The organism is Cedecea lapagei (genome assembly GCF_900635955.1).
GTDB lineage: Bacteria > Pseudomonadota > Gammaproteobacteria > Enterobacterales > Enterobacteriaceae > Cedecea > Cedecea lapagei.
The window spans coordinates 2,070,374-2,090,347 of sequence record NZ_LR134201.1 but is presented as its reverse complement, the minus strand read 5'-3'; the positions used below and the strand labels follow the sequence as shown (position 1 = coordinate 2,090,347).

The window sequence follows — 19,974 nt, the reverse complement described above, 5'->3', positions numbered from 1 at the left end:
TTGGCAGGAGAATAACAAAATCTGTAAATTCTATAAATATCTCCCCAGCAACCGCTGCTGGGCCTGATAATTACTCTGCATCTGAGATTACATTAATTGTTTTCATGGAGAAGATATAATGTCTGAGTATGGTGTTTTTTTTCTCACAGAAAGCGGACAGCCATTTATCACGCCATCATCAACACCGATGGCTCTCCACTCAAAGCGATCTATACCATCACATCAAAATGGAACGTCACATGTCGTCAATGAAAACATACAAATTGACACATCGATGATAATAATGCCATTTGTCTTGGCAACGGCGCCAGCAGTAGGGTCTGTGGCGTGCGCCGTGTCAAAGCAAAATGGATTCATCTCTGTTTCCGGATCAAATATGGCAGGGCATCCTTTTTCTCTTGATGTTTATATATTTGCAATATTCCCACAGCCAATGCCAGCATCAAAGTACGGGGTGGCGATATGGGATTCATCAGGAAAGCTAATACTTACACATGAAACAAAAGTTCTGACTGACTTGATCACTGTTGGGCAAAGAGGAACTAGCAATAGTGGAATTACTATAGACGAAACTTTATCAGGCAGGTGGGCTATAGCTCCTGAAATGACAGGACAGCTCATCTACAACGCCAATGGAAGGCCGTCAAGTGTATCGGCATATACAAGTGCAATTTACGCAAATGGAAATACCAGAGTCACATCATCGACATCATCTTCTGGGGCGGGAGAATTGATTGGGGTTTCCAGTAACTGGAACAGCATTACCGCTGTCAACGTATCTCAGTACGATTGACTTACCCCATCAATAACCGGATTTGATTATTACAAATTTGAACATGAAATTTGATTATTTGCATGTGCTACTTTTGAAGCCTGATGCGCTTACCCACTTCCAGTTGAAAGGATATCCAGCTTTATATTCAGTCTGGCTGGCAATCTTTCTTACGCCGTAAATTTGTACGGTTGAGTCCGAACCTCCAATATTTGCCTGAGCAGTACATACTGGATCTTGCTTTTCGATAATTCCGGCGCAACCAGATAAAGCAATTACAGAGGCAAGGGATAGTGATTTGAATAATTTCATTTATTAATTCCTTTCATGATGGTTTTGATAACCAAAGAAAATACGATTGCTTTTCTATGGCTGGTAAATTACACGCCACGCTGGTTTTGTAAACAAATAAACATAACCCCTACCAGAAAAGGCAGGGGAGCTAATCTATACCCGGAGAAAACATGATTTATACGACTGGCACAATCGCAGTAAACGGAAACACAGTTACCGGCACCGGCACTAACTTCACAGCGCCGGGCTCGCTCATTCGCGTCGGCTGCACGCTCATTGCAATGTCAACGCCGGTGCAGGTTCTACAAATAACATCTATCGACAGCGCCACGCAGTTGACTGTAACGCCAGCTGCGAACCCGGCGCTGCCGGCAGGAACGCGCTATTCGATTCTGCTTAGCGATAGCCTGAGCGTTGACGGGCTCGCGCAGAGCATTGCCGAAACATTCACGATGTATCAGCGGTATATGAGTGGCTTCGCTGACGTGATGAATGCCAGCGGTGACGTGACTATCACGATCAACGGGCAGCAGGTTACTGTACCGGGCCAGAAGTCCCTGGCGAAGAAAGGCAACAACAGCGACATCACTTCTCTCACCGGTCTGACTACAGCGCTCAGCGTTGCTCAAGGGGGTACTGGAGGTAAGACACCAGAAGATGCCAGAACGGGTATGGGGATAACAAACAAGCAGCTTAACTCTCTGGACGGAAAAAGCGGTGGCTCTGTTACCGGCGGCATTACAAATGAAGCCAAAGGAATGACACTCCGATCTTCCGACTCCTCTCAAGGGTGGTTCTACTCGCTAGATTTCCAGGCAGGCCAAGGGAACAATGTAACTTTTGCGAGGATATACCAGAGCAATGGCGGTATTAATTTAAACGTCGGCGTAAACGGAACGGCAAAATTCAATACATTTGACGCTAACGGCAATTATTTTTGCCAGGGAAATATTACTTGTGTCGCGCTCACTCAAACATCCGACGCAGATAAAAAAGATAAGATTGAAAAAATCACATCAGCACTGGACAAGGTCAGTGAACTGGACGGGGTGACTTACGTTCTGAACGATACGGGCATGCCATCCGCTGGCGTGTTAGCTGACGCTCTTTTAAAGGTGCTGCCAGAGTGCGTAGGTTCGGTTTTCGATGATCACGATATCTACGAGGATGTGGAGGAAGAAAACGCGGATGGTGAAACCGTCACTGTGCGTCGACTCATTCATAAACGTGATGACAGCAAGCGCAGTTATACAGTCGAGTACTCCGGCGTTATCGCGCTGTGCGTTGAAGCGATCAAAGAGCTTAACGAGACTGTAAAGCTACAGCAGCAGAGAATTGACGAGCTGTCAGGGAAAAAATAAATCATCAGCCAGCCAAGATTTTCGGTTTGTGATGCCTCCCCGCGCATCGAGATGGGTGTGGGGCATCCATGGGGCAAAAAATTAGCGCAAAACAACTCAAAACCACGGATGGCGTCGATTCGTCTTGCGCTAATGCATTGCTTTGCTCCTACTTTCAACCAACATCAGACCGCATCAGCTTCCTGTGGTGGCCTATCCTCAACAAGCCTGAGTGGGCTGACTAGAGCTTTACGCTTCGGTAAGCGGTGAGGATAAAAATAAATCCTTCTTATAACTAATTCTGTGATAGGATGGATTTTCAATAACCAAAATAAGAGAGATTTATCCTGAATTTACAATTCCAGTGTCCGTCATGCGGCGGATCGCAGTATCGCACTTCCCCCTACGATGTCCGAGAATCAAATCCCCATGGCGCAGTCTGTATCTTTTGCAAATCCGCAATGCAGGTTTCTGCTCATCGTCCGCTGAATGTGACTTTCGCCGGTTTTAACCCGCTGGCGCAGCAGCCTTTGGCTTCTTCCCAGCCGTGCTGTTAAGCTCCCTTCTTTAAAGGAGGAAAAATGAAAAAAGTTTCGACTATTATGGGCATACTGCTGCTTAGCGGCTGTGCGACCGCAGAGCGTGAAGCCCCGAAGCCACCGCACAGCATGGGAATGGCTAACCCGCTTCGGTTTACTGCGAGGAAAAAGGCGGTAAATCCATCATTGTGAAATCGCCGCAGGGCGAGAGGGGTGACTGTTTGCTGCCCGGAGGAGAACGAATCGACGAATGGACGCTGTACCGTCGCGATCACTCCTGAAAAAAAATAACCCACCGAGAGGTGGGTTATTTGTCTACGGAGCTCGCTAACTTAGCGGCCAAACAGATCGCGACGCTTAGGCTTGAAGAACTGAGCAATCAGCACCAGCACCGCAATAACCAGGAAGACGACGAAGATCCCGAGCAGCCACTGCACCATATCCAGCGACAGGAATTCCCACTGGCGCACGGAGCAGTCACCGCTCGCCACGAAGACCTGAGGCAGCCATTTGTCCAGCGGCAACCAGCTCGGAAAACGGGCAAAGAAATCACAGGTCACGAACGGGGAAGGATGCAGCTGCAGCATGGTATGTTCCCATGCCAGCTGAACGCCTTTCCCTGCGCTGTACAACCAGATTGCCAGCGCGCCATAGCGCAGCGGACTTTTAGGCGCAATGGCGCCGACCAGGCCTGCGCCCATCACGCCAAACAGCGCGCAACGTTCATAAATACACATCACACAAGGTTTCAGCCCCATAACGTGCTGAAACCACAACGCTACCATCTCAAGTGCAAACGCCGTAAAGGCCAGAAGCAGCCAGGCGGTGCGCCCAAGAGAGCATTGGTTTAAATATCGCAACATAATCAGTTTCCCTGCAGCATGCGTAGAATCGGCAGTGTAAACCAATTCCTTTTATGCGCCACTAGCGCAGACGAAAATAACGTACTAATCGGATGTTTATAAGGAAAAAATTTGTAACGGGAAGCTCATTTCTCGTCAAATTACCTTAATGCGGCGCAGCCAGAGTGTCCGGCGTGATTAACCAGCCGCTGGCAAGCATCCATTCGGTGGCCGGCGTCAACGTGTATTCCACGCACAGCAGCCCCACAAGCGTCAGAACTAAAGTGTAAGGGAGAGCCATGATCACCATCCTTCCGTATGAGAGACGAATCAGCGGCGCCAGCGCAGACGTTAGCAGGAACAGGAATGCCGCCTGACCGTTAGGTGTCGCTACGGAGGGAAGGTTTGTCCCGGTATTGATCGCTACCGCCAACAGCTCAAACTGCTTCATATCAATCGCGCCACTCTGCAGCGCAGTTTTCGCTTCGTTAATATAAACGGTCCCGACAAAGACATTATCCGAGATGGAAGACAGCAGGCCGTTAAAGATATAAAACAGCGACAGCTGAGCGTGCGGAGAGGCATTCAGGACATACTGGATTATCGGGCTAAACAGATGCTGGTCGATGATCACCGCCACGATGGTGAAGAAAACGGTGAGCAGGGCGGTGAACGGTAGCGCTTCGGTAAACGCTTTGCCGATGGCGTGCTCGTCCGTCACGCCGCACAGCGAGGTGGCGAGAATAATCACCGTCAGCCCAATGAGGCCGACTTCTGCGAGGTGTAAAGCCAGAGCGATAATCAGCCAGACGCCGATCAGCGCCTGGATCAGCAGCTTCATCTTGTCTTGTCTGGTTCGCTTGTTTGCGCTTCGGGCGTCAAAGTCGTGCAGGATACCGCGCACTTTTTCCGGCAGCGTTTGCCCGTAGCCAAACACTTTAAAACGCTCCAGCAGCACGCAGGTTAGCAGGCCGCAAATCAGCACCGGTACCGTCACCGGCATCATCCGCAGAAAGAAATCACCGAAGTGCCAGCCGGCATTTTTAGCAATAATCAGGTTTTGTGGTTCGCCGACCATGGTCATCACCCCGCCGAGCGCAGTACCTACACCCGCATGCATCATCAGGCTGCGCAGGAAAGCCCGGAATTGCTCAAGGATCTCCCGGCTGTCCGTTTGAATGCGGCTATCGTCCTGAAGGTTGCTGTCATCCTGGGCTTCAGAGACCACGCGGTGGTAGATGCTGTAGAACCCAACGGCAACGCTGATGACAACGGCAACCACGGTCAGGGCATCAAGAAACGCGGACAGAAACGCAGCGGCGACGCAAAAGGCCAGCGAGAGCGCGGTCTTGGAGCGAATGCCCAGCAGCAGCCGGGTAAAGAGCAGCAGCAACAGCTGCTTCATGAAGTAAATCCCGGCCACCATGAACATCAGCAGCAGCAGAACTTCAAGGTTAGAGGCGATCTCGGCGCGAACGTGGTCGGGGTTGGTCATCCCCACCAGCACGGCCTCAATGGCCAGCAGGCCGCCCGGCAATAGCGGGTAGCACTTCAGCGCCATGGCCAGGGCGAAGATGAACTCAACGACCAGCATCCAGCCCGCGACAAACGGGCTGACAAACCAGAAGACCAGCGGATTAACCACTAAAAAGAGAATCAGCGTTAGCTTGTACCAGTCAGGGGATTGACCCAAAAAATTGCGGTACAGCGCCCGCCCAGAGGACATTTCCATCGTATAATTACCATTATCCGTTGTATTATGTTGATGTTTAAAATATAACCCTGCAGGGTACTCGTATAAGACTCGCGCGATCAAGCCGCAGGAAATTCTGAGTTACGGCATTTATCGTCAAAATTCAACGCCGATCCCGCATTTGCACGTCGCCCCCGCTATCTGGCGTGCATGGCATCTGGTATGATGAGTCCAATTTGCAAAACCTGAGTAATGGAAATCTTACTATGGTCATTAAGGCGCAGAGCCCAGCGGGTTTCGCGGAAGAGTATATTATAGAAAGTATCTGGAACAGTCGTTTTCCGCCGGGCTCTATCCTGCCGGCCGAGCGCGAATTGTCAGAACTGATTGGCGTTACGCGAACCACACTACGTGAAGTGCTTCAGCGTCTTGCTCGCGACGGCTGGTTGACTATCCAGCACGGGAAACCAACCCGCGTTAACAATTTCTGGGAAACGTCCGGCTTAAACATCCTGGAAACGCTGGCGCGTCTGGATCACGATAGCGTGCCGCAGCTGATTGATAATCTGCTCTCTGTGCGTACCAATATCTCAACGATATTTATCCGCACGGCGATTCGTCAGTATCCGGAAAAAGCGCAGGAAGTGCTGGCTACCGCCGCCAGGGTTGAAGACCATGCGGATGCCTTCGCCGAGCTGGATTACAACATTTTCCGCGGTCTGGCGTTTGCGTCAGGTAACCCGATTTATGGTCTTATCCTTAACGGTATGAAAGGGCTGTACACCCGCATCGGGCGTCACTATTTTTCAAACCCTGAAGCCCGTAGCCTGGCGCTTGGCTTTTACCATCGGCTGGCGGAGATTTGCCAGCAGGGTGTTTACGATCAGGTCTTTGATACCGTGCGTAATTACGGCCGCGAGAGCGGCGAGATCTGGCACCGTATGCAGAAAAACCTGCCCGGTGATTTAGCGATGCACAGTCGTTAATCTCGTGAAAGAGAAAACGCTTCCCCAGGGAAGCGTTTTTTTTGCTCTGACACTGAGCGTTAAAGCGAATTTTTCTGCGGGCAACGCTCCAGCAGCTCGACGCTGCCGTCCATGTTTTGCTGCTCCAGAATAACGTCGAATCCCCACAGGCGATGCACGTGCTTGAGCACCTCACGGCGGCCTTTATCCAACGGTGCACGGTTGTGCGGAATATAGCGCAGCGTTAATGAGCGATCTCCCCGCAGATCCACATCCCAGACCTGAATGTTCGGCTCCAGGTTGCTCAGGTTGTACTGGGCGGACAGTTGAGCGCGTATTTCCCGGTAGCCCTCTTCGTTATGGATGGCCGAAATTTCCAGATAATTATTGCGGTCGTCATCCAGCACGGTGAACAGACGGAAGTCCCGCATCAGCTTGGGGGACAGGAACTGGCTGATAAAGCTCTCATCCTTGAAGTCGCGCATGGCGAAATGCAGGGTCTCCAGCCAGTCTTTCCCGGCAATATCCGGGAACCAGTAGCGGTCTTCTTCAGTGGGCGACTGGCAGATGCGCTTAATGTCCTGGAACATCGCGAAGCCAAGGGCGTAAGGGTTAATGCCGTTATACCACGGGCTGTTATACGGCGGCTGAAACACCACGTTTGTATGGCTATGGAGAAACTCCAGCATAAAGCGGTCGCTGACCTTTCCCTCGTCATACAGATGATTAAGAATGGTGTAATGCCAGAATGTCGCCCAGCCTTCATTCATCACCTGAGTTTGTTTTTGCGGATAAAAATACTGGCTGACCTTCCGCACGATGCGCAGGACTTCGCGCTGCCATGGCTCCAGCAGCGGAGCGTTTTTCTCCATAAAATAGAGCAGATTTTCCTGCGGTTCAGAGGGGAAGCGGTGGGCGGACTCCGCCGTTTTTTCCTCTTCCCTGCGCGGCAGCGTGCGCCACAGCGTATTCACCTGGCTTTGCAGATACTCTTCACGGCTTTTCTGGCGTGCTTTCTCCTCCTGCAGCGAGATCTTCTGCGGGCGTTTGTAGCGGTCCACGCCGTAGTTCATCAGCGCGTGGCATGAGTCCAGCAGGCGCTCCACCTCATCAACGCCATAGCGTTCTTCGCACTGGGTGATGTAGTTTTTAGCGAAAATCAGGTAGTCAATGATCGAGCTGGCGTCTGTCCAGCTACGGAACAGGTAGTTGTTTTTAAAGAAGGAGTTATGGCCGTAGCAGGCATGAGCGATAACCAGCGCCTGCATGGTGATGGTGTTCTCCTCCATCAAATAGGCGATACAAGGATTGGAGTTGATGACGATTTCATACGCCAGCCCCTGCTGGCCGTGCTTGTAGAGGCGCTCGGTCTCGATGAACTTTTTACCAAACGACCAGTGCGGATAGTTAATCGGCATCCCGACGCTGGAGTAGGCATCCATCATCTGCTCTGAGGTAATCACCTCGATCTGGTGGGGATAGGTGTCCAGCCTGTAGAGCTTTGCCACCCGGTCAATCTCGGCCAGGTAGGTGTCCAGTAGCTCAAACGTCCAGTCGGGTCCGTCGCTCAGACGGTTGGGATCCTTTGTGGCGAAATCAGTAACGGTAGCCATCAGCGCGCCCTCATTGTTTTCAACTTTCTCTGGATGGAAAGCCTCACTTTCAAGAATAGACAACTCCTGAAAGATAGCGCCGACAAGTAAAATTTTTTCTTCGCGATTTATCGATCCTGATGGCCGGGTTTTTGTTTGCATTGCGGGATTTTATCCTGGTAAACATGCTTTCCCGTACAGGAGATGCTAATTATCCCGTGCCAGCGCTGGCGGGCAAGTCTGTGAGTTTTGTCACCATAATAAAGCCGTATGTTGAATAACATATTCAACTGAGTTATCAATATGTAATCAGAATATTATTCTTTTAGCTAAATGCGGAGCAGATATGCGTGTTGTGGTGCTGGGAAGTGGTGTCGTTGGCGTAGCGAGCGCCTGGTATTTACGTCAGGCCGGGCATGAAGTCACCGTTATCGATCGCGAATCAGGGCCGGCGCAGGAAACCAGCGCCGCCAACGCCGGGCAGATCTCACCGGGCTATGCGGCGCCGTGGGCGGCTCCGGGCGTGCCGCTAAAAGCCATCAAGTGGATGTTCCAGCGCCATGCGCCGCTGGCCATTAGCCTCGACGGCACGCAGTTCCAGCTAAAGTGGATGTGGCAGATGCTTCGCAACTGCGATACCCGCCACTACATGGAAAACAAGGGGCGCATGGTGCGGCTCGCCGAATACAGCCGTGATTGCCTGAAAGAGCTGCGCCACGCCATCGGTATTCAGTATGAAGGACGGCAGGGCGGGACTTTGCAGCTGTTCCGCACCGCCCAGCAGTATGAGAGCGCGGCAAAGGATATCGCAGTGCTGAAAGAGGCTGGCGTGCCGTATGAACTTCTGGAGGCCAGCCAGCTTAATCGCGTGGAGCCGGCGCTGGCTGACGTTGCGCATAAACTTACCGGCGGGCTGCGTCTACCCAACGATGAAACCGGCGACTGCCAGCTGTTTACCCAAAATCTGGCGCGGATGGCGGCGGAGGCGGGCGTTGAGTTTCGCTTCAATACGCCGGTCGATCGTCTGCTGTACGAAAATCAGCAAATCAGCGGCGTGCAGTGCGGCCAGGAAGTGGTTAAGGGCGATGCCTATGTCGTTGCTTTTGGCTCCTATTCTACCGGCCTGCTAAAGGGCATCGCCGATATTCCGGTCTATCCCTTAAAAGGCTACTCGCTGACCATCCCAATTGCAGACGAGCAGGGGGCGCCGGTCTCAACCATTCTCGACGAGACCTATAAAATTGCCATTACCCGCTTCGATAGCCGCATACGCGTTGGTGGAATGGCGGAAATCGTCGGCTTTAATACCGACCTGTTACAGCCGCGCCGTGAAACCCTTGAGATGGTTGTGCGGGATCTCTATCCGCGCGGTGGGCACGTAGAGCAGGCCACATTCTGGACCGGCCTGCGCCCAATGACGCCAGACGGGACGCCGATTGTGGGGCGTACGCCATTCAAAAATCTCTGGCTGAATACCGGGCACGGCACGCTGGGCTGGACCATGGCCTGTGGCTCAGGCCAGATGCTGAGCGACCTGATCTCCGGGCGCACTCCGGCGATACCGAGCGAAGATTTAGGTATTGCCCGCTATGCTGAGGGTTTCACGCCGCTGAGCGCCCGTCAGCTTCACGGCGCACATAACTAAAAGGAGCCGTCATGTCCCGTCCTGTCATAGCGACGCTGGATCTCACTGCGCTGCGCAATAATCTCGATGTGGTGCGCAGAGCCGCACCGCATTCTCGCGTGTGGTCGGTTGTTAAGGCCAATGCCTACGGCCACGGCCTTGACCGCGTCTGGTCGGCGCTTAGCGCGACGGATGGCTTCGCGATGCTCAATCTTGAAGAGGCCATTTTGCTGCGTGAACGCGGCTGGAAGGGGCCGATCCTGATGCTGGAAGGTTTTTTCCACGCCGATGAGCTGGCGCTGTTTGATAAGTACCGTCTTACTACCAGCCTGCACAGCAACTGGCAGGTTAAAGCGCTGGCGAACGCAAAGCTCAGCTCACCGCTGGATGTTTATCTCAAAATTAACAGCGGGATGAACCGGCTGGGCTTTACGCCCGACCGTGTGCACAGCATCTGGCAGAAACTGCGTGAGATACGTAATGTGGGTCAACTTACCCTGATGGCACATTTTGCCGACGCCGAGCTGCCTGAGGGCATCGCTGAGCCGATGAAACACATTGAGCAAGCCGCAGAGGGTATTGATGCTCCGCGCTCGCTGTCAAACTCTGCAGCGACTTTATGGCATCCGGAAGCCCATTTTGACTGGGTTCGTCCGGGCATCATCCTGTACGGCGCCTCCCCAAGCGGGCTGTGGCAGGATGTCGCGACCAGCGGGATACGGCCGGTAATGACCTTAGGCAGCCAGATTATTGGTATCCAGAATCTAAAAGCGGGCGATACGGTGGGCTATGGTAGCCGCTACAGAGCCAGCGGCGAACAGCGTATTGGTATCGTGGCCGGGGGTTATGCCGATGGTTACCCGCGCATCGCTCCGGACGGTACGCCGGTGATGGTGGACGGCGTGATGAGCCGTGTGGTGGGGAAGGTGTCGATGGACATGATAACCGTCGACCTGACGCCGTGCCCGCAGGCGGGTATCGGTAGCCCGGTAGAGCTATGGGGTCAGAACGTCAAAATTGATGATGTTGCCAGCGCTGCCGGCACGGTGGGCTATGAGCTCATGTGTGCGTTAGCGCCAAGAGTGCCGGTGGTGGTGAGCCAGTAACCCTTTTTCTGCCCCTCTCCCCGCAGGGGAGAGGGTTGGAGTGAGGAGAAGCTACTCCTCTTCTTCTTCGGCTACGCGAACCCCGATCTTACGAACCAGGTTGTCCTCTTTCTCCGCCACCGTCCAAATCATCCCGGCAAACTCCACCTGATCGCCGACAACCGGCGCACCGCCGAGCATACCCAGCACAAAGTCGCCGAGCGATTGCTGGGTATCAACGTCTTCATTTAGCGAAAGACCGTAAATGGTCGCCACGTCCGAAAACTGGGCGCTGGCTTCGAGAATAAAATCGCCAAAGAAACGCTGATCCAGGTCTACCGGCGGCGACTGGCTGAACAGTTTGCCCAGCGCAGGCAGGTCACGTTCGCGACCAATAACGCAGAGCACATCGCCCTCACGCAGGCGAGTGCTTCCCGTTGGGTGCAGCAGCACGTTATCGCGGAACAGCGCCGCAATGCGTGTCTCTTTCGGCATATGCAGGTCACGCAGGGCCGCCCCCACACACCATTTCTCCTCGCTCAGCTGGTAGACGAACTGTTCCCATGGGTTATCAGGATGGATATCCAGGCCTACGCGAGAAACGGGCCAGCCAACGGGCGGTACCACGACTTTGGCTTTTTTTGCCGCCCAGCCGAGAGAGGTGCCCTGAAGCAGCAGGGAAACCAGCACGACAAAGAAGGCGACGTTGAAGAACAGGCGGGCGTTGTCCAGCCCGGCCATCATCGGGAAGACTGCCAGAATGATCGGCACGGCGCCGCGCAGGCCAACCCAACTGATAAACACGCGCTCGCGCAGGTTAAAGCCGCGGAATGGCAGCAGGCCAGCGAAAATGGACAGCGGACGAGCAAAGAAGATCATCCATGCCGAAAGCAGCAGCGCGGGAACCGCGATCGGCAGCAGATCGGAGGGATTTACCAGCAGGCCCAGCACCAGGAACATGCCGATCTGCGCCATCCACGCGAGTCCGTCGAAGGTTTGTAAAATACCAAAGCGGTTGCGAATTGGGCGATTGCCCATCACGAAGCCGCACAGATAAACCGCCAGAATGCCGCTGCCGTCCAGCGCCGTGGTCACGCCAAACACCATAATGCCGCCGCTCAGGGCCAGCATCGGGTAGAGCCCCTGAGGCAGGGTGATACGGTTGATCATTTGCAGCAGCAGATAGCCGCCGCCGAGACCAAGCATGATCCCCAGGCCGAACTGCTGAATGATATGCACCAGGAACATCCAGCTCAGGCCGGTCTGGTGCTGCTGAATCATCTCAATCAGCGTAATGGTGAGAAATACAGCCATCGGGTCATTGCTGCCTGACTCAATTTCAAGCGTCGCGCCTACGCGTTCGTTAAGGCCTTTGCCGCCGAGAAGCGAAAAGACCGCCGCGGCGTCGGTTGAGCCGACGATGGCGCCGATAAGCAAGCCATCAATGAGATTAAGGTTGAATAACCACGCCGCGGCAACGCCGGTGAGGCCGGAGGTAATTAATACCCCAACGGTGGCCAGCGAAAGCGCAGGGCCAAGCGCGACGCGAAAGGAGCTGGCCTGGGTGCGCATTCCGCCGTCAAGGAGGATGACCGCCAGCGCCAGGTTACTGATCAGATAAGCAAAGGGGTAATTATCAAACGGGATACCGCCAAGGCCGTCGATGCCGGCCAGCATACCGATAGCCAAAAAGATAACCAGAATGGGAATGCCCAGACGAGAGGAGAAAGAACTTAATAAGATACTGCAAGTTACCAGTACGGAACCCAAAATAAACAGACTGACTATCGCCCCTGCGTCCAAAATCATTCATCTCCTTTCGCTATGTTGTGGAATTTTAACATCTAACCTGCAGGCTAAACGGCCAAAAAAGGCGCTTAAAGCCCGCTTCTTTAGCGAAGCGTCGGGTGGCCGCTTAAGGTTAAGCGGGCCGTCTCGCCGTCATGCTCGAGTTCGCCAAACGCGCCGAGAGGCAGGGTCACGGTTTGTGGTTCGTGACCAAACGGCAGGCCTGAAAGGATGGGGATATTCAGACGCTGCTGCAGAATCTTGCTCATCTCTTCAAAAGTATATCCTGCATCGTAATCTGTCGTCGTTGTGCCGTTAAAACTGCCTAAAACAATCGCCTTCTGGCGCGACAGGATGCCTGCGTGATAAAGCTGCAGCAGCATGCGCTCGACGCGGAACGGGTGCTCATTAATATCCTCGACCACCAGAATGCCGCCCTCAATCGGCGGCAGCCACGGCGTACCAACCAGTGAAATCAGCATGGCAAGATTGCCGCCCCATACCGTTCCGCTGGCGCGCACTGCCGCGGCGTCAGATTTCCAGCTGACGGTGAACTCCGGTTCACTGATTGCCTGCCAAAAGTGGCGCCAGGTAAACTCATCCTGCTCTTCGGCACCAAAATTTCCGGCGAGCATTGGGCCGCTGAAGGTGATTGTACCGCACTGCGCCAGCAGGCCCAGCTGGAAAGCGGTAAAGTCGCTGTGGCCGCAGATGATTTGCGGGCGAGCTCGCAGCGCTGCGCCGAGACGTGAGAAGTCAATCTCCTCCAGCAGTCGGCTTACCCCATAGCCGCCGCGAACCGCGAGCACGATATCGATTTCCGACGGCAGCGTTGCCAGATGATTTATCTCCGCCAGCCGTTCGCTGTCCGTCCCGGCAAAACGCTGGAAACGCCTTGCCACCGCCTGCTGATTAACCACTTGATGCCCGTATTGTTCCAGTCGGCGGATGCCCCTGGCGGCTGCCTGCTGGTTAACGCAGTAGCCTGACGGGGCAATTAAATGAATCAGAGACATGGCATTTCCTTGCAGAATATGAATTGGTTATCATGCCGTTATCGAGAGCGCTTGTCATTCGCCGTTGTGGCGAACCACATCAATAAGGGTAGATGCGTGAAATTAAGAGGATTTATCGTTCTGGTGCTATTTCTGGCCGGCTGTTCCAGCCATTCTCCCCAGCAGCAGGCGCCGTGGGATCCTACTATTCCAACCCAGAGAGCGCTGACCTGGATGCCGATCACCGAGCAGTCCGGGCAGCAGTGGGGCGTTAGCCCGCGGTTAATAACCGCAATCATCGCCGTCGAGTCCGGCGGCAATCCGCAGCTGGTCAGCGCCTCGAACGCTATTGGATTGATGCAGATTAAAGCTTCCACCGCAGGGAAAGAGGTCTATCGTAACCAGGGGTTTAGCGGTCAGCCGTCAAACAGTGAGCTGAGAGATCCGGCGCGTAATATCGATATTGGGACGGCCTACCTGAGTATTCTTGAGCACGGTATTTTGCGAGGGATTAACGATCCGCAGGTGATGCAATATGCACTGATTGTCTCTTACGTGAATGGCGCGGGCGCTTTGCTAAGGACCTTTGACTCGGATCGCCAGGAAGCGATAGACAAGATAAATCGCCTGAGTCCGGAGGAGTTTTACCAGCATATTGCAACCAACCATCCAGCACCGCAGGCACCGCGCTACCTCTACAAGGTAACGCGAGCCATGAACGCTATTTGATTATTTTACGCGGTTGGCCTTTTCCCGGGCTGACCGCTCCAGCGAGAAAATAATTTTTTGCAGTTCGCGTTCTACCGCCGGATTAACGTTTAAGAAGCGGAAGCTTAACCGCGGCGTTGAGATGGTCTCATTTTTGCTGTCCACCACTTTGCGCTCGGAAATCATCACCAGCTGCATATCAAAGTAAAACTTGCCCCATTCGACGAGATCCATCTCTACGCGCCCGAACCGCTGGCCCGTCGCCAGGCCCGGAGGTAGCGCCCCGTCAACCAATGCCCCCATTCCACCGAGCGACAGGTCGCAGAGACGGAAAGCGAAATCAGAACCCTCTGCCAGCTTAGTACGGCAGTAATACTGCGGCTGTGTCGGGGTGGTAATACGAAAATATTCCCGACGCTGCACGAACCACAATGAGAATGGCAGCGGCGTGGTAAACGCCGGCAGATTTTGGTATTCCGTCGCTGTCAGGCCGGGTAAAGATAACTCTACTTTTGCTCCCTGAGTTTCCGCGATGAATTCAATGTGTGTTGCCTTCTGCACGGAGAGGTTTTCCTGCGACTGGCTGCCGAAGTCCAGCACCAGACGCTCCGCAGAGACCTCAAGAATTTTGCTGATGAACTGCCCGTTTGGCCATGCCAGCCTGACAGGAACCTGCTGTTTGTGTAAGTCGCGTAAAACACCTAATACTGCCAGAGGAGACTGCTTCAGGAACTGCTCGTTATAGTGACTCAAGGCTCAAGTCCTTGTTGTATTTTCAGCTTGTGGTAGCGAAGTGTATCGGCAAAACCGGACAAACCTTAAGACAAATTTTGGAATTTTTTTTCCTGAAAATGACCATAACCAGGTGAGATTCATCACGTTTTTCCGCAAGCGAACTATACTCTTTTTGACAGTAGGCCGCTGACCGGGGCACAGATGGCGCCGGGGCGAGCCTGCTAAAGCTCACAATGTAGAAGAGGACGTTCTAAAATGGGTATCCTGGCCTGGATTATTTTTGGTCTTATCGCGGGTGTGGTGGCTAAGCTGATTATGCCTGGCAAAGACGGCGGCGGTATTATCCTCACCTGTATCCTGGGGATCGTGGGTGCGGTGGTAGGTGGCTGGGTGGCAACGGCCTTGCACCTTGGCGGACCGGTAACCGGCTTTAACTGGCCAAGTTTTTTTGTGGCGGTGGTTGGCGCCATTATTGTGCTGGCGATTTTCAGGATGGTACGACGCTAAGCAGTCATTCATTACAAAAACGGCCCCTCGGGGCCGTTTTTACCTTTAGCGTTTAGCGACAAGATTAGAAATCGTATCCCACGGTCGCAATAACCGAGCGTTCCGCCCCCCAGTAGCAATAACCTTTACCGTAGCAGCCCGCCACATAGTCACGGCCCGTCAGGTTTGTCGCATTGAGCTGAACAAACGCGCCTTTCAGCGACGGCGTCCATGCGCCCATATCTGCCCTAACCATGGCATCCAGCAGCGTTGCGGATGGGACCCGCAGGGTGTTTTCGTTGTCGGCCCACTGTTGGCCGATGTAGCGAATGCCCGCGCCCAGGCTGATGCCGAAATCGGCTTTGAAGGTACTCCACAGGCTCGCCATCTGATTAGGTGTTACGTACGGGGTGTTGCCTTCGTTGCCGTCGATCGCATCTTTGTAGCGCACGCGGTTGAGGGTATAGCTGGCGATTGTCGACAGGCGTGGTGTCAGCTGGGTACGCGCTTCCAGCTCAAGTCCCTGGGAATGCACTTTGCCCGCAGGTTCGAAATATCCGCCCTGAACGTTACGGTTACCCACGTCTTTCTGGGTCAGATCGTAAACGGCGGCGCTATACAAATCGCTGGTGCCCGCAGGCTGGTATTTTACCCCGGCTTCGTACTGTTCGGCCGTGGTGGGTTTCAGCAGCTTGCCTTCGGCATCGGATAGCACCTGCGGCGTAACGGCCTGACTGTAGCTGACATACGGAGAAATGCCGTTATCAAAGGCGTACAGCAGGGAAGCGCGGCCGCTAAAGTGGTTGTCCGTACGGTTGTCCGTCACGTCGCTGTCGATTGCAGTCGCCACCAGATGGCTTTTGGTGACCAGATGGTCGTAGCGGCCAGACAGCGTCATATGCCAGCGGTCCCATTTCATCTCATCCTGCAGATAAGCCCCGGTTTGCTCGTACTGGCGGCGGCCAGCCTTGATCAGCAATCCCTGATTGATAGTCTGGTAGCTGGTGTCGCGAGGGTCGTAATAGTAGTAACCGCCTGTGCCGCCGGAAACACCGGTCCACGGATTCAGGTTAGTGGTGTAGCCGGTTCCGTCAGTCAGGTTGTTAGTAAACCGGTGATATTCACCGCCAAGCACCACTTTATGCTGGAGTTCGCCGGTAGCAAAGTCGGCTTCAAGCTGGTTGTCGATAGCCCAGCCATCCAGCGAGGAGTTTTCGCCGCTGTAATAGCGTGAAAGTTCGTTATGCGCGTCATCTGCCCAGCCAATTTGATAGGCCTGACGCAGCGCCACGTTAGAGTGGGTATAGCTGGCGTTCGAGCGGAAAGACCAGATATCGTCGAAGGCGTGAGCAAATTCGTAGCTGTAGATTTGCTGGTGGCGTTTGAAAGCGTCATCGCCCGGCTGCACGTCAGAGAAGCCTGTATCAAGCTTGCGTCCTGTCGTGGTGTAAAGGCTGCCGTCGCCCGGAACCGAACCGTGGTAGCCGCCGGACGGATCTTTTTCCAGGTAAGCTCTCAGCAGCAGGGAGGTTGCGTCATCTGGCTGCCACAGCAGAGAAGGCGAGAGGGCGTAGCGCTCGTCGCGCGTGTTTTCATACTGGGTATCGCTATTTTTGGTCAGGCCGGTGAGACGAAATGCCCACTGGTCATTAATCGCGTTGGTGTAATCAAACGCCGTGCCGTTGGTATTGTGGTTGCCGTACATCGCCTGCACGTGGCCTTCTTCCACAAACTGTGGACGTTTAGAGGTTTCCATCACCAGGCCGCCCGGCACGGTCTGGCCGTAGAGCGCGGAAGAAGGGCCTTTAATAATATCGAGTCGCTCCAGGAACCAGGGATCGACCTGCACAACGTTAAAGCTGCCCGCATCGCTCATCAGGCGCAGGCCATCAAGGAAGATGTTATTTACGTCACCACCGTGAAAGCCGCGAAGCGCAACGGTATCGTAGCGCGTTGCGCCGCCGGAGAAGCCGGTAAACACGCCAGGAGTATAGTTCAGCGCGCCGTTAATCGTCTGTGCGCCCTGGTCTTCCATTTGTTGCCGGGTCACGACGGAAATGCTTTGCCCGGTGGTTATCAACGGTTCGTCGGTTTTTGTTGCGCCCCGGGTGGTGGTGGCGGTGTAACCCATTGTGGGTGAGGTTGCTGTATCGACAGGTCTGGCGCTGACGGTCAGCGTTTCTTCAGCCGATGCACAAACAGGGGCGATGAGGGCAAGCGCGCAGAGTAAAGCGGAGCGCCTTACGGTAAAAGCCTTGATCATTTTTTTGTCCGGAAGTATCGAGGTCATCATCCTGATGGAAGTCCTCCGTCGGCCTGCGACGGGAAAACGCAATTTCTGTATGCGATTTCGAATGCGAATTATTATCGTTATTATTTGCATGATCAAGCGAGCTGGTGATTTTTATGCGTAAAAGCCCATGAAATAACTAATGATTTCATGGGGCTGTTGCGAGTGAAATGGTTCTGGCGAGTGTCGGTGTTGGAGATTCCCCTGCGGTACACCTCTCGGCAGGGGATTGACTCAGGATCAAAACTTATAGTCGATACCGGCCCACAGATTACGGCCTTCCTCAATAAATCCTTCACTGTAGGCATACTTGCTGTCGAACAGGTTGTTCACCGAGGCGTTAACGCTAACCCCATGACCCACATCATAGTCCACCCGCAGATGCGTAACGGCGAATCCCGCAGCTTTCTGTTTACCGCTGCTGCTGCTGTAGCTGGCTGTGCGTGCCTCTTCCGACAGGGTGATACTCAGGGCGTCCCGCGGCCTGAGCGTCAGCCATGACAGCAGGGTCTGGGTTGGCTGACCCGTCACTTTACCCACCTCTCCGGATTTAACCTCAGCGTGAATAAGGCCATAGCCGATCCCCACGTCGAGCGCGCTAAATGGGCTGCCGTTAATGCCTGCATCTATCCCGCTGTAGTCAATACGCCCGCTATTCTGGTTCTGGATTAACTCATCGCTGATGGATTTTGACAAAATGGCGTCGCTGATGCGGTTGTACCAGACGCTGGTTTCATAGCGCCAGTCGTTGTTGATCTGCCCGCTCCAGGTCAGGGCCACGTTTTGTGCCCGCTCCGGTTTAAGCTGAGGGTTAACCAGCGCGATTTGGTTCATTGCTGGCCTGGAGGTGGTATACCGCTCCTTGAGCGTAGGGAATCGGGTGCGGTCAGACAGTGCAAATGAGAGTGTATCCTGAACGTCAAAATGATATCGGGCCAAAACCTGCCAGTTAAATGCCATTCGACTGTTGTTTTCATAGAAGGTCAGGCTGCCATTTTTTTCATGTTTCATTCCCTGAACGCTGTCGCGCCAGTCGTAACTTATGCCGCTGACGATGTCCATATTCCGGGTCGCCGCCCACTGATATTCGCTGGCAATGGACCAGGTACGATCCCGATAGCGATCGTACGGTGCGGCCGGAGCGCCTTTCTCCCTGTGTGTGTCATTTTTCCAGTTAACGGCAAAGGAGAGGAGATCGCTTTTACCTACCTCCGCCGAGAGTTGTATGCCGCCGCCGGTGCTGAAGTCCGCGTAGTGGCTGTAGCTTCCACTCTGTCTCTGCAAATCTTTCAGCGTGTTGTGTAGCAGCAGCGTATTTTTAAAACTGTCGTGATAGAGACGGCTTTTTAGCGTGAAACGTTCGCCTAAATGCGTTGTGCCCTGATAGTAATAGCTCTCTTTGTCATACTGCGGCCACTGCCAGTAGCGAGGCGCCTGCAGGGAGCCGGCATAAGGCGGGCTCTCTTTTTCACCGTCCTGATTAATATAAGTAAAGGTGTACTCGTCGTTAGCCCGGGGCGTAAATCCGATTTTCATTACGCCGTTGCTATCCTTGGCCGCTGAGTTAATCATCCTGCCGCTATCCCCGATTGCAGCGCTGCCGACGCCGTGCGGCAGGCCGAGGTAGTCTTGTTTTAATCTGCTGCCGCTAAGCTGAACAAATCCCAGGTCATTACTGATGCCTAAAGATGAGTGCATCTCTTGTGCATTGGCGTTGCCACGGCTCCAGCCCTGGCGATAGCCCAGCCGTCCTGCCAGCGGTTGACCGGGTTTTTGGGTGGTAATATTGATGGATCCGCCCATCTGGTTTGGCCCCTGTAGCAGGGAGGAGTAGTCTTTCGACACCTCGAGAGTGGCCGTATCAGAGGTTAAAATACGGCCTAAATCGAAGTTTCCGTCGTAGGGAACATAGATGGGAACGCCGTCGAGAAAAACAGGCACCTGGCGGCTGTCAAAACCTCGCACTTTGACCTGGCGCTCGTTCCGGTTACCTGTTTTTTGTAGCGTAACGCCGGGTACGGTTGCCAGAGCTTCTGCGACATTCTTTTTATCCAGCTTTTCCATCGTCTCCTGGCCGAGGATATCGGTGGTGGCAGAGACCGGGCTTGACCAGACCGTCATGCTGTCCGTTTCCCGATCGCCGAGTGCCGGCTGTGCCAGCGCCAGCGACATGGAGGCACAAAGATAGCTTATTCCTGGTTTCATTTGTTTCTTCCCTGGTGGAGG

General features: G+C 53.9%; 16 protein-coding genes and 2 pseudogenes. 9 read left to right on the top strand and 9 right to left on the bottom strand.

Going from position 1 to position 19,974, the window contains the following annotated elements; translation table 11 throughout:
• Positions 1–118: 118 nt before the first annotated feature.
• Positions 119–793 (top strand): hypothetical protein, encoded by a 675-nt coding sequence (locus EL098_RS10120; protein WP_126356101.1) that lies wholly within the window; start codon positions 119–121, stop codon positions 791–793.
• A 54-nt stretch (positions 794–847) separates the two neighbouring features.
• On the opposite strand, the gene cor is transcribed toward EL098_RS10120, so the two are convergent.
• The gene (cor, locus tag EL098_RS10115) at positions 848–1,084 is read right to left on the bottom strand and encodes a phage exclusion lipoprotein Cor (RefSeq protein ID WP_126356100.1); all 237 of its coding nucleotides are present in this window, start codon (positions 1,082–1,084) and stop codon (positions 848–850) included.
• 152 nt (positions 1,085–1,236) lie between these two features.
• Here cor and EL098_RS10110 point away from each other — a divergent pair, with 152 nt between their 5' ends.
• From EL098_RS10110 to EL098_RS10100, 3 genes and pseudogenes are all read left to right on the top strand, one after another.
• Positions 1,237–2,427 (top strand): tail fiber domain-containing protein, encoded by a 1,191-nt coding sequence (locus tag EL098_RS10110; protein WP_126356099.1) that lies wholly within the window; start codon positions 1,237–1,239, stop codon positions 2,425–2,427.
• Between the two features lie 323 nt (positions 2,428–2,750).
• Positions 2,751–2,963 carry a cold shock small protein YmcF gene (gene ymcF / locus EL098_RS23860; RefSeq protein WP_126358411.1) on the top strand — a complete coding sequence of 71 codons (213 nt, stop codon included), beginning with the start codon at positions 2,751–2,753 and terminating at the stop codon, positions 2,961–2,963.
• A 24-nt stretch (positions 2,964–2,987) separates the two neighbouring features.
• Positions 2,988–3,226: pseudogene (locus EL098_RS10100) on the top strand (putative hemolysin).
• A gap of 51 nt (positions 3,227–3,277) precedes the next feature.
• Here EL098_RS10100 and dsbB read toward each other — a convergent pair.
• A complete protein-coding gene (gene dsbB, locus EL098_RS10095; protein ID WP_126356098.1) occupies positions 3,278–3,808 on the bottom strand; it encodes a disulfide bond formation protein DsbB in 531 nt (176 codons plus the stop codon).
• A gap of 145 nt (positions 3,809–3,953) precedes the next feature.
• On the bottom strand, positions 3,954–5,519 hold the full coding sequence (nhaB, locus tag EL098_RS10090; protein ID WP_126356097.1) for a sodium/proton antiporter NhaB: 1,566 nt from the start codon (positions 5,517–5,519) through the stop codon (positions 3,954–3,956).
• A 227-nt stretch (positions 5,520–5,746) separates the two neighbouring features.
• On the opposite strand from nhaB, the gene fadR reads away from it, so the two are divergent.
• On the top strand, positions 5,747–6,466 hold the full coding sequence (gene fadR, locus EL098_RS10085; protein ID WP_126356096.1) for a fatty acid metabolism transcriptional regulator FadR: 720 nt from the start codon (positions 5,747–5,749) through the stop codon (positions 6,464–6,466).
• Between the two features lie 59 nt (positions 6,467–6,525).
• Here fadR and EL098_RS10080 read toward each other — a convergent pair whose 3' ends face one another.
• The gene (locus EL098_RS10080; RefSeq protein ID WP_126358410.1) at positions 6,526–8,058 is read right to left on the bottom strand and encodes a SpoVR family protein; all 1,533 of its coding nucleotides are present in this window, start codon (positions 8,056–8,058) and stop codon (positions 6,526–6,528) included.
• A 325-nt stretch (positions 8,059–8,383) separates the two neighbouring features.
• Between EL098_RS10080 and EL098_RS10075 the strand changes: the two genes are divergently transcribed.
• Together EL098_RS10075 and dadX are read left to right on the top strand one after the other, a co-directional pair.
• On the top strand, positions 8,384–9,682 hold the full coding sequence (locus EL098_RS10075) for a D-amino acid dehydrogenase (RefSeq protein ID WP_126356095.1): 1,299 nt from the start codon (positions 8,384–8,386) through the stop codon (positions 9,680–9,682).
• 11 nt (positions 9,683–9,693) lie between these two features.
• Positions 9,694–10,767 carry a catabolic alanine racemase DadX gene (dadX, locus tag EL098_RS10070; RefSeq protein ID WP_126356094.1) on the top strand — a complete coding sequence of 358 codons (1,074 nt, stop codon included), beginning with the start codon at positions 9,694–9,696 and terminating at the stop codon, positions 10,765–10,767.
• 117 nt (positions 10,768–10,884) lie between these two features.
• Here dadX and EL098_RS10065 read toward each other — a convergent pair.
• Positions 10,885–12,555 (bottom strand): annotated as a pseudogene (locus EL098_RS10065) (potassium/proton antiporter); the annotation flags it as partial.
• Between the two features lie 83 nt (positions 12,556–12,638).
• Positions 12,639–13,550, bottom strand: coding sequence for a muramoyltetrapeptide carboxypeptidase (ldcA, locus tag EL098_RS10060; protein WP_126356093.1), 912 nt, complete (start codon positions 13,548–13,550; stop codon positions 12,639–12,641).
• Between the two features lie 96 nt (positions 13,551–13,646).
• Between ldcA and emtA the strand changes: the two genes are divergently transcribed.
• Positions 13,647–14,258: a membrane-bound lytic murein transglycosylase EmtA gene (gene emtA / locus EL098_RS10055; RefSeq protein WP_126356092.1), complete on the top strand. Its 612-nt coding sequence runs from the start codon at positions 13,647–13,649 to the stop codon at positions 14,256–14,258.
• Here the strand turns inward: emtA and ycgR are convergent, their stop codons facing one another.
• Complete coding sequence (ycgR, locus tag EL098_RS10050) at positions 14,259–14,990, bottom strand: flagellar brake protein YcgR (RefSeq protein ID WP_126356091.1); 732 nt, start codon at positions 14,988–14,990, stop codon at positions 14,259–14,261. It abuts the gene before it with no gap.
• Positions 14,991–15,227: 237 nt separating this feature from the next.
• Between ycgR and EL098_RS10045 the strand changes: the two genes are divergently transcribed.
• Positions 15,228–15,479, top strand: a complete 252-nt coding sequence (locus EL098_RS10045; protein WP_126356090.1) for a GlsB/YeaQ/YmgE family stress response membrane protein — start codon at positions 15,228–15,230, stop codon at positions 15,477–15,479.
• A 64-nt stretch (positions 15,480–15,543) separates the two neighbouring features.
• On the opposite strand, the gene EL098_RS10040 is transcribed toward EL098_RS10045, so the two are convergent.
• Entirely contained in the window at positions 15,544–17,721 is a 2,178-nt protein-coding gene (locus EL098_RS10040; RefSeq protein ID WP_126356089.1) for a TonB-dependent siderophore receptor, read from the bottom strand.
• 267 nt (positions 17,722–17,988) lie between these two features.
• On the bottom strand, positions 17,989–19,953 hold the full coding sequence (locus EL098_RS10035) for a TonB-dependent receptor plug domain-containing protein (RefSeq protein ID WP_126356088.1): 1,965 nt from the start codon (positions 19,951–19,953) through the stop codon (positions 17,989–17,991).
• Between the last annotated feature and the right edge of the window lie 21 nt (positions 19,954–19,974).

Coding starts and splice junctions, on each gene's coding strand:
- EL098_RS10045 (WP_126356090.1), top strand. CDS start 15,228: ATGGGTATCCTGGCCTGGATTATTTTTGGTCTTATCGCGGGTGTGGTG.
- EL098_RS10080 (WP_126358410.1), bottom strand. CDS start 8,058: ATGGCTACCGTTACTGATTTCGCCACAAAGGATCCCAACCGTCTGAGC.
- EL098_RS10120 (WP_126356101.1), top strand. CDS start 119: ATGTCTGAGTATGGTGTTTTTTTTCTCACAGAAAGCGGACAGCCATTT.
- nhaB (WP_126356097.1), bottom strand. CDS start 5,519: ATGGAAATGTCCTCTGGGCGGGCGCTGTACCGCAATTTTTTGGGTCAA.
- EL098_RS10035 (WP_126356088.1), bottom strand. CDS start 19,953: ATGAAACCAGGAATAAGCTATCTTTGTGCCTCCATGTCGCTGGCGCTG.
- dsbB (WP_126356098.1), bottom strand. CDS start 3,808: ATGTTGCGATATTTAAACCAATGCTCTCTTGGGCGCACCGCCTGGCTG.
- EL098_RS10110 (WP_126356099.1), top strand. CDS start 1,237: ATGATTTATACGACTGGCACAATCGCAGTAAACGGAAACACAGTTACC.
- dadX (WP_126356094.1), top strand. CDS start 9,694: ATGTCCCGTCCTGTCATAGCGACGCTGGATCTCACTGCGCTGCGCAAT.
- ldcA (WP_126356093.1), bottom strand. CDS start 13,550: ATGTCTCTGATTCATTTAATTGCCCCGTCAGGCTACTGCGTTAACCAG.
- cor (WP_126356100.1), bottom strand. CDS start 1,084: ATGAAATTATTCAAATCACTATCCCTTGCCTCTGTAATTGCTTTATCT.
- EL098_RS10075 (WP_126356095.1), top strand. CDS start 8,384: ATGCGTGTTGTGGTGCTGGGAAGTGGTGTCGTTGGCGTAGCGAGCGCC.
- fadR (WP_126356096.1), top strand. CDS start 5,747: ATGGTCATTAAGGCGCAGAGCCCAGCGGGTTTCGCGGAAGAGTATATT.
- EL098_RS10040 (WP_126356089.1), bottom strand. CDS start 17,721: ATGATCAAGGCTTTTACCGTAAGGCGCTCCGCTTTACTCTGCGCGCTT.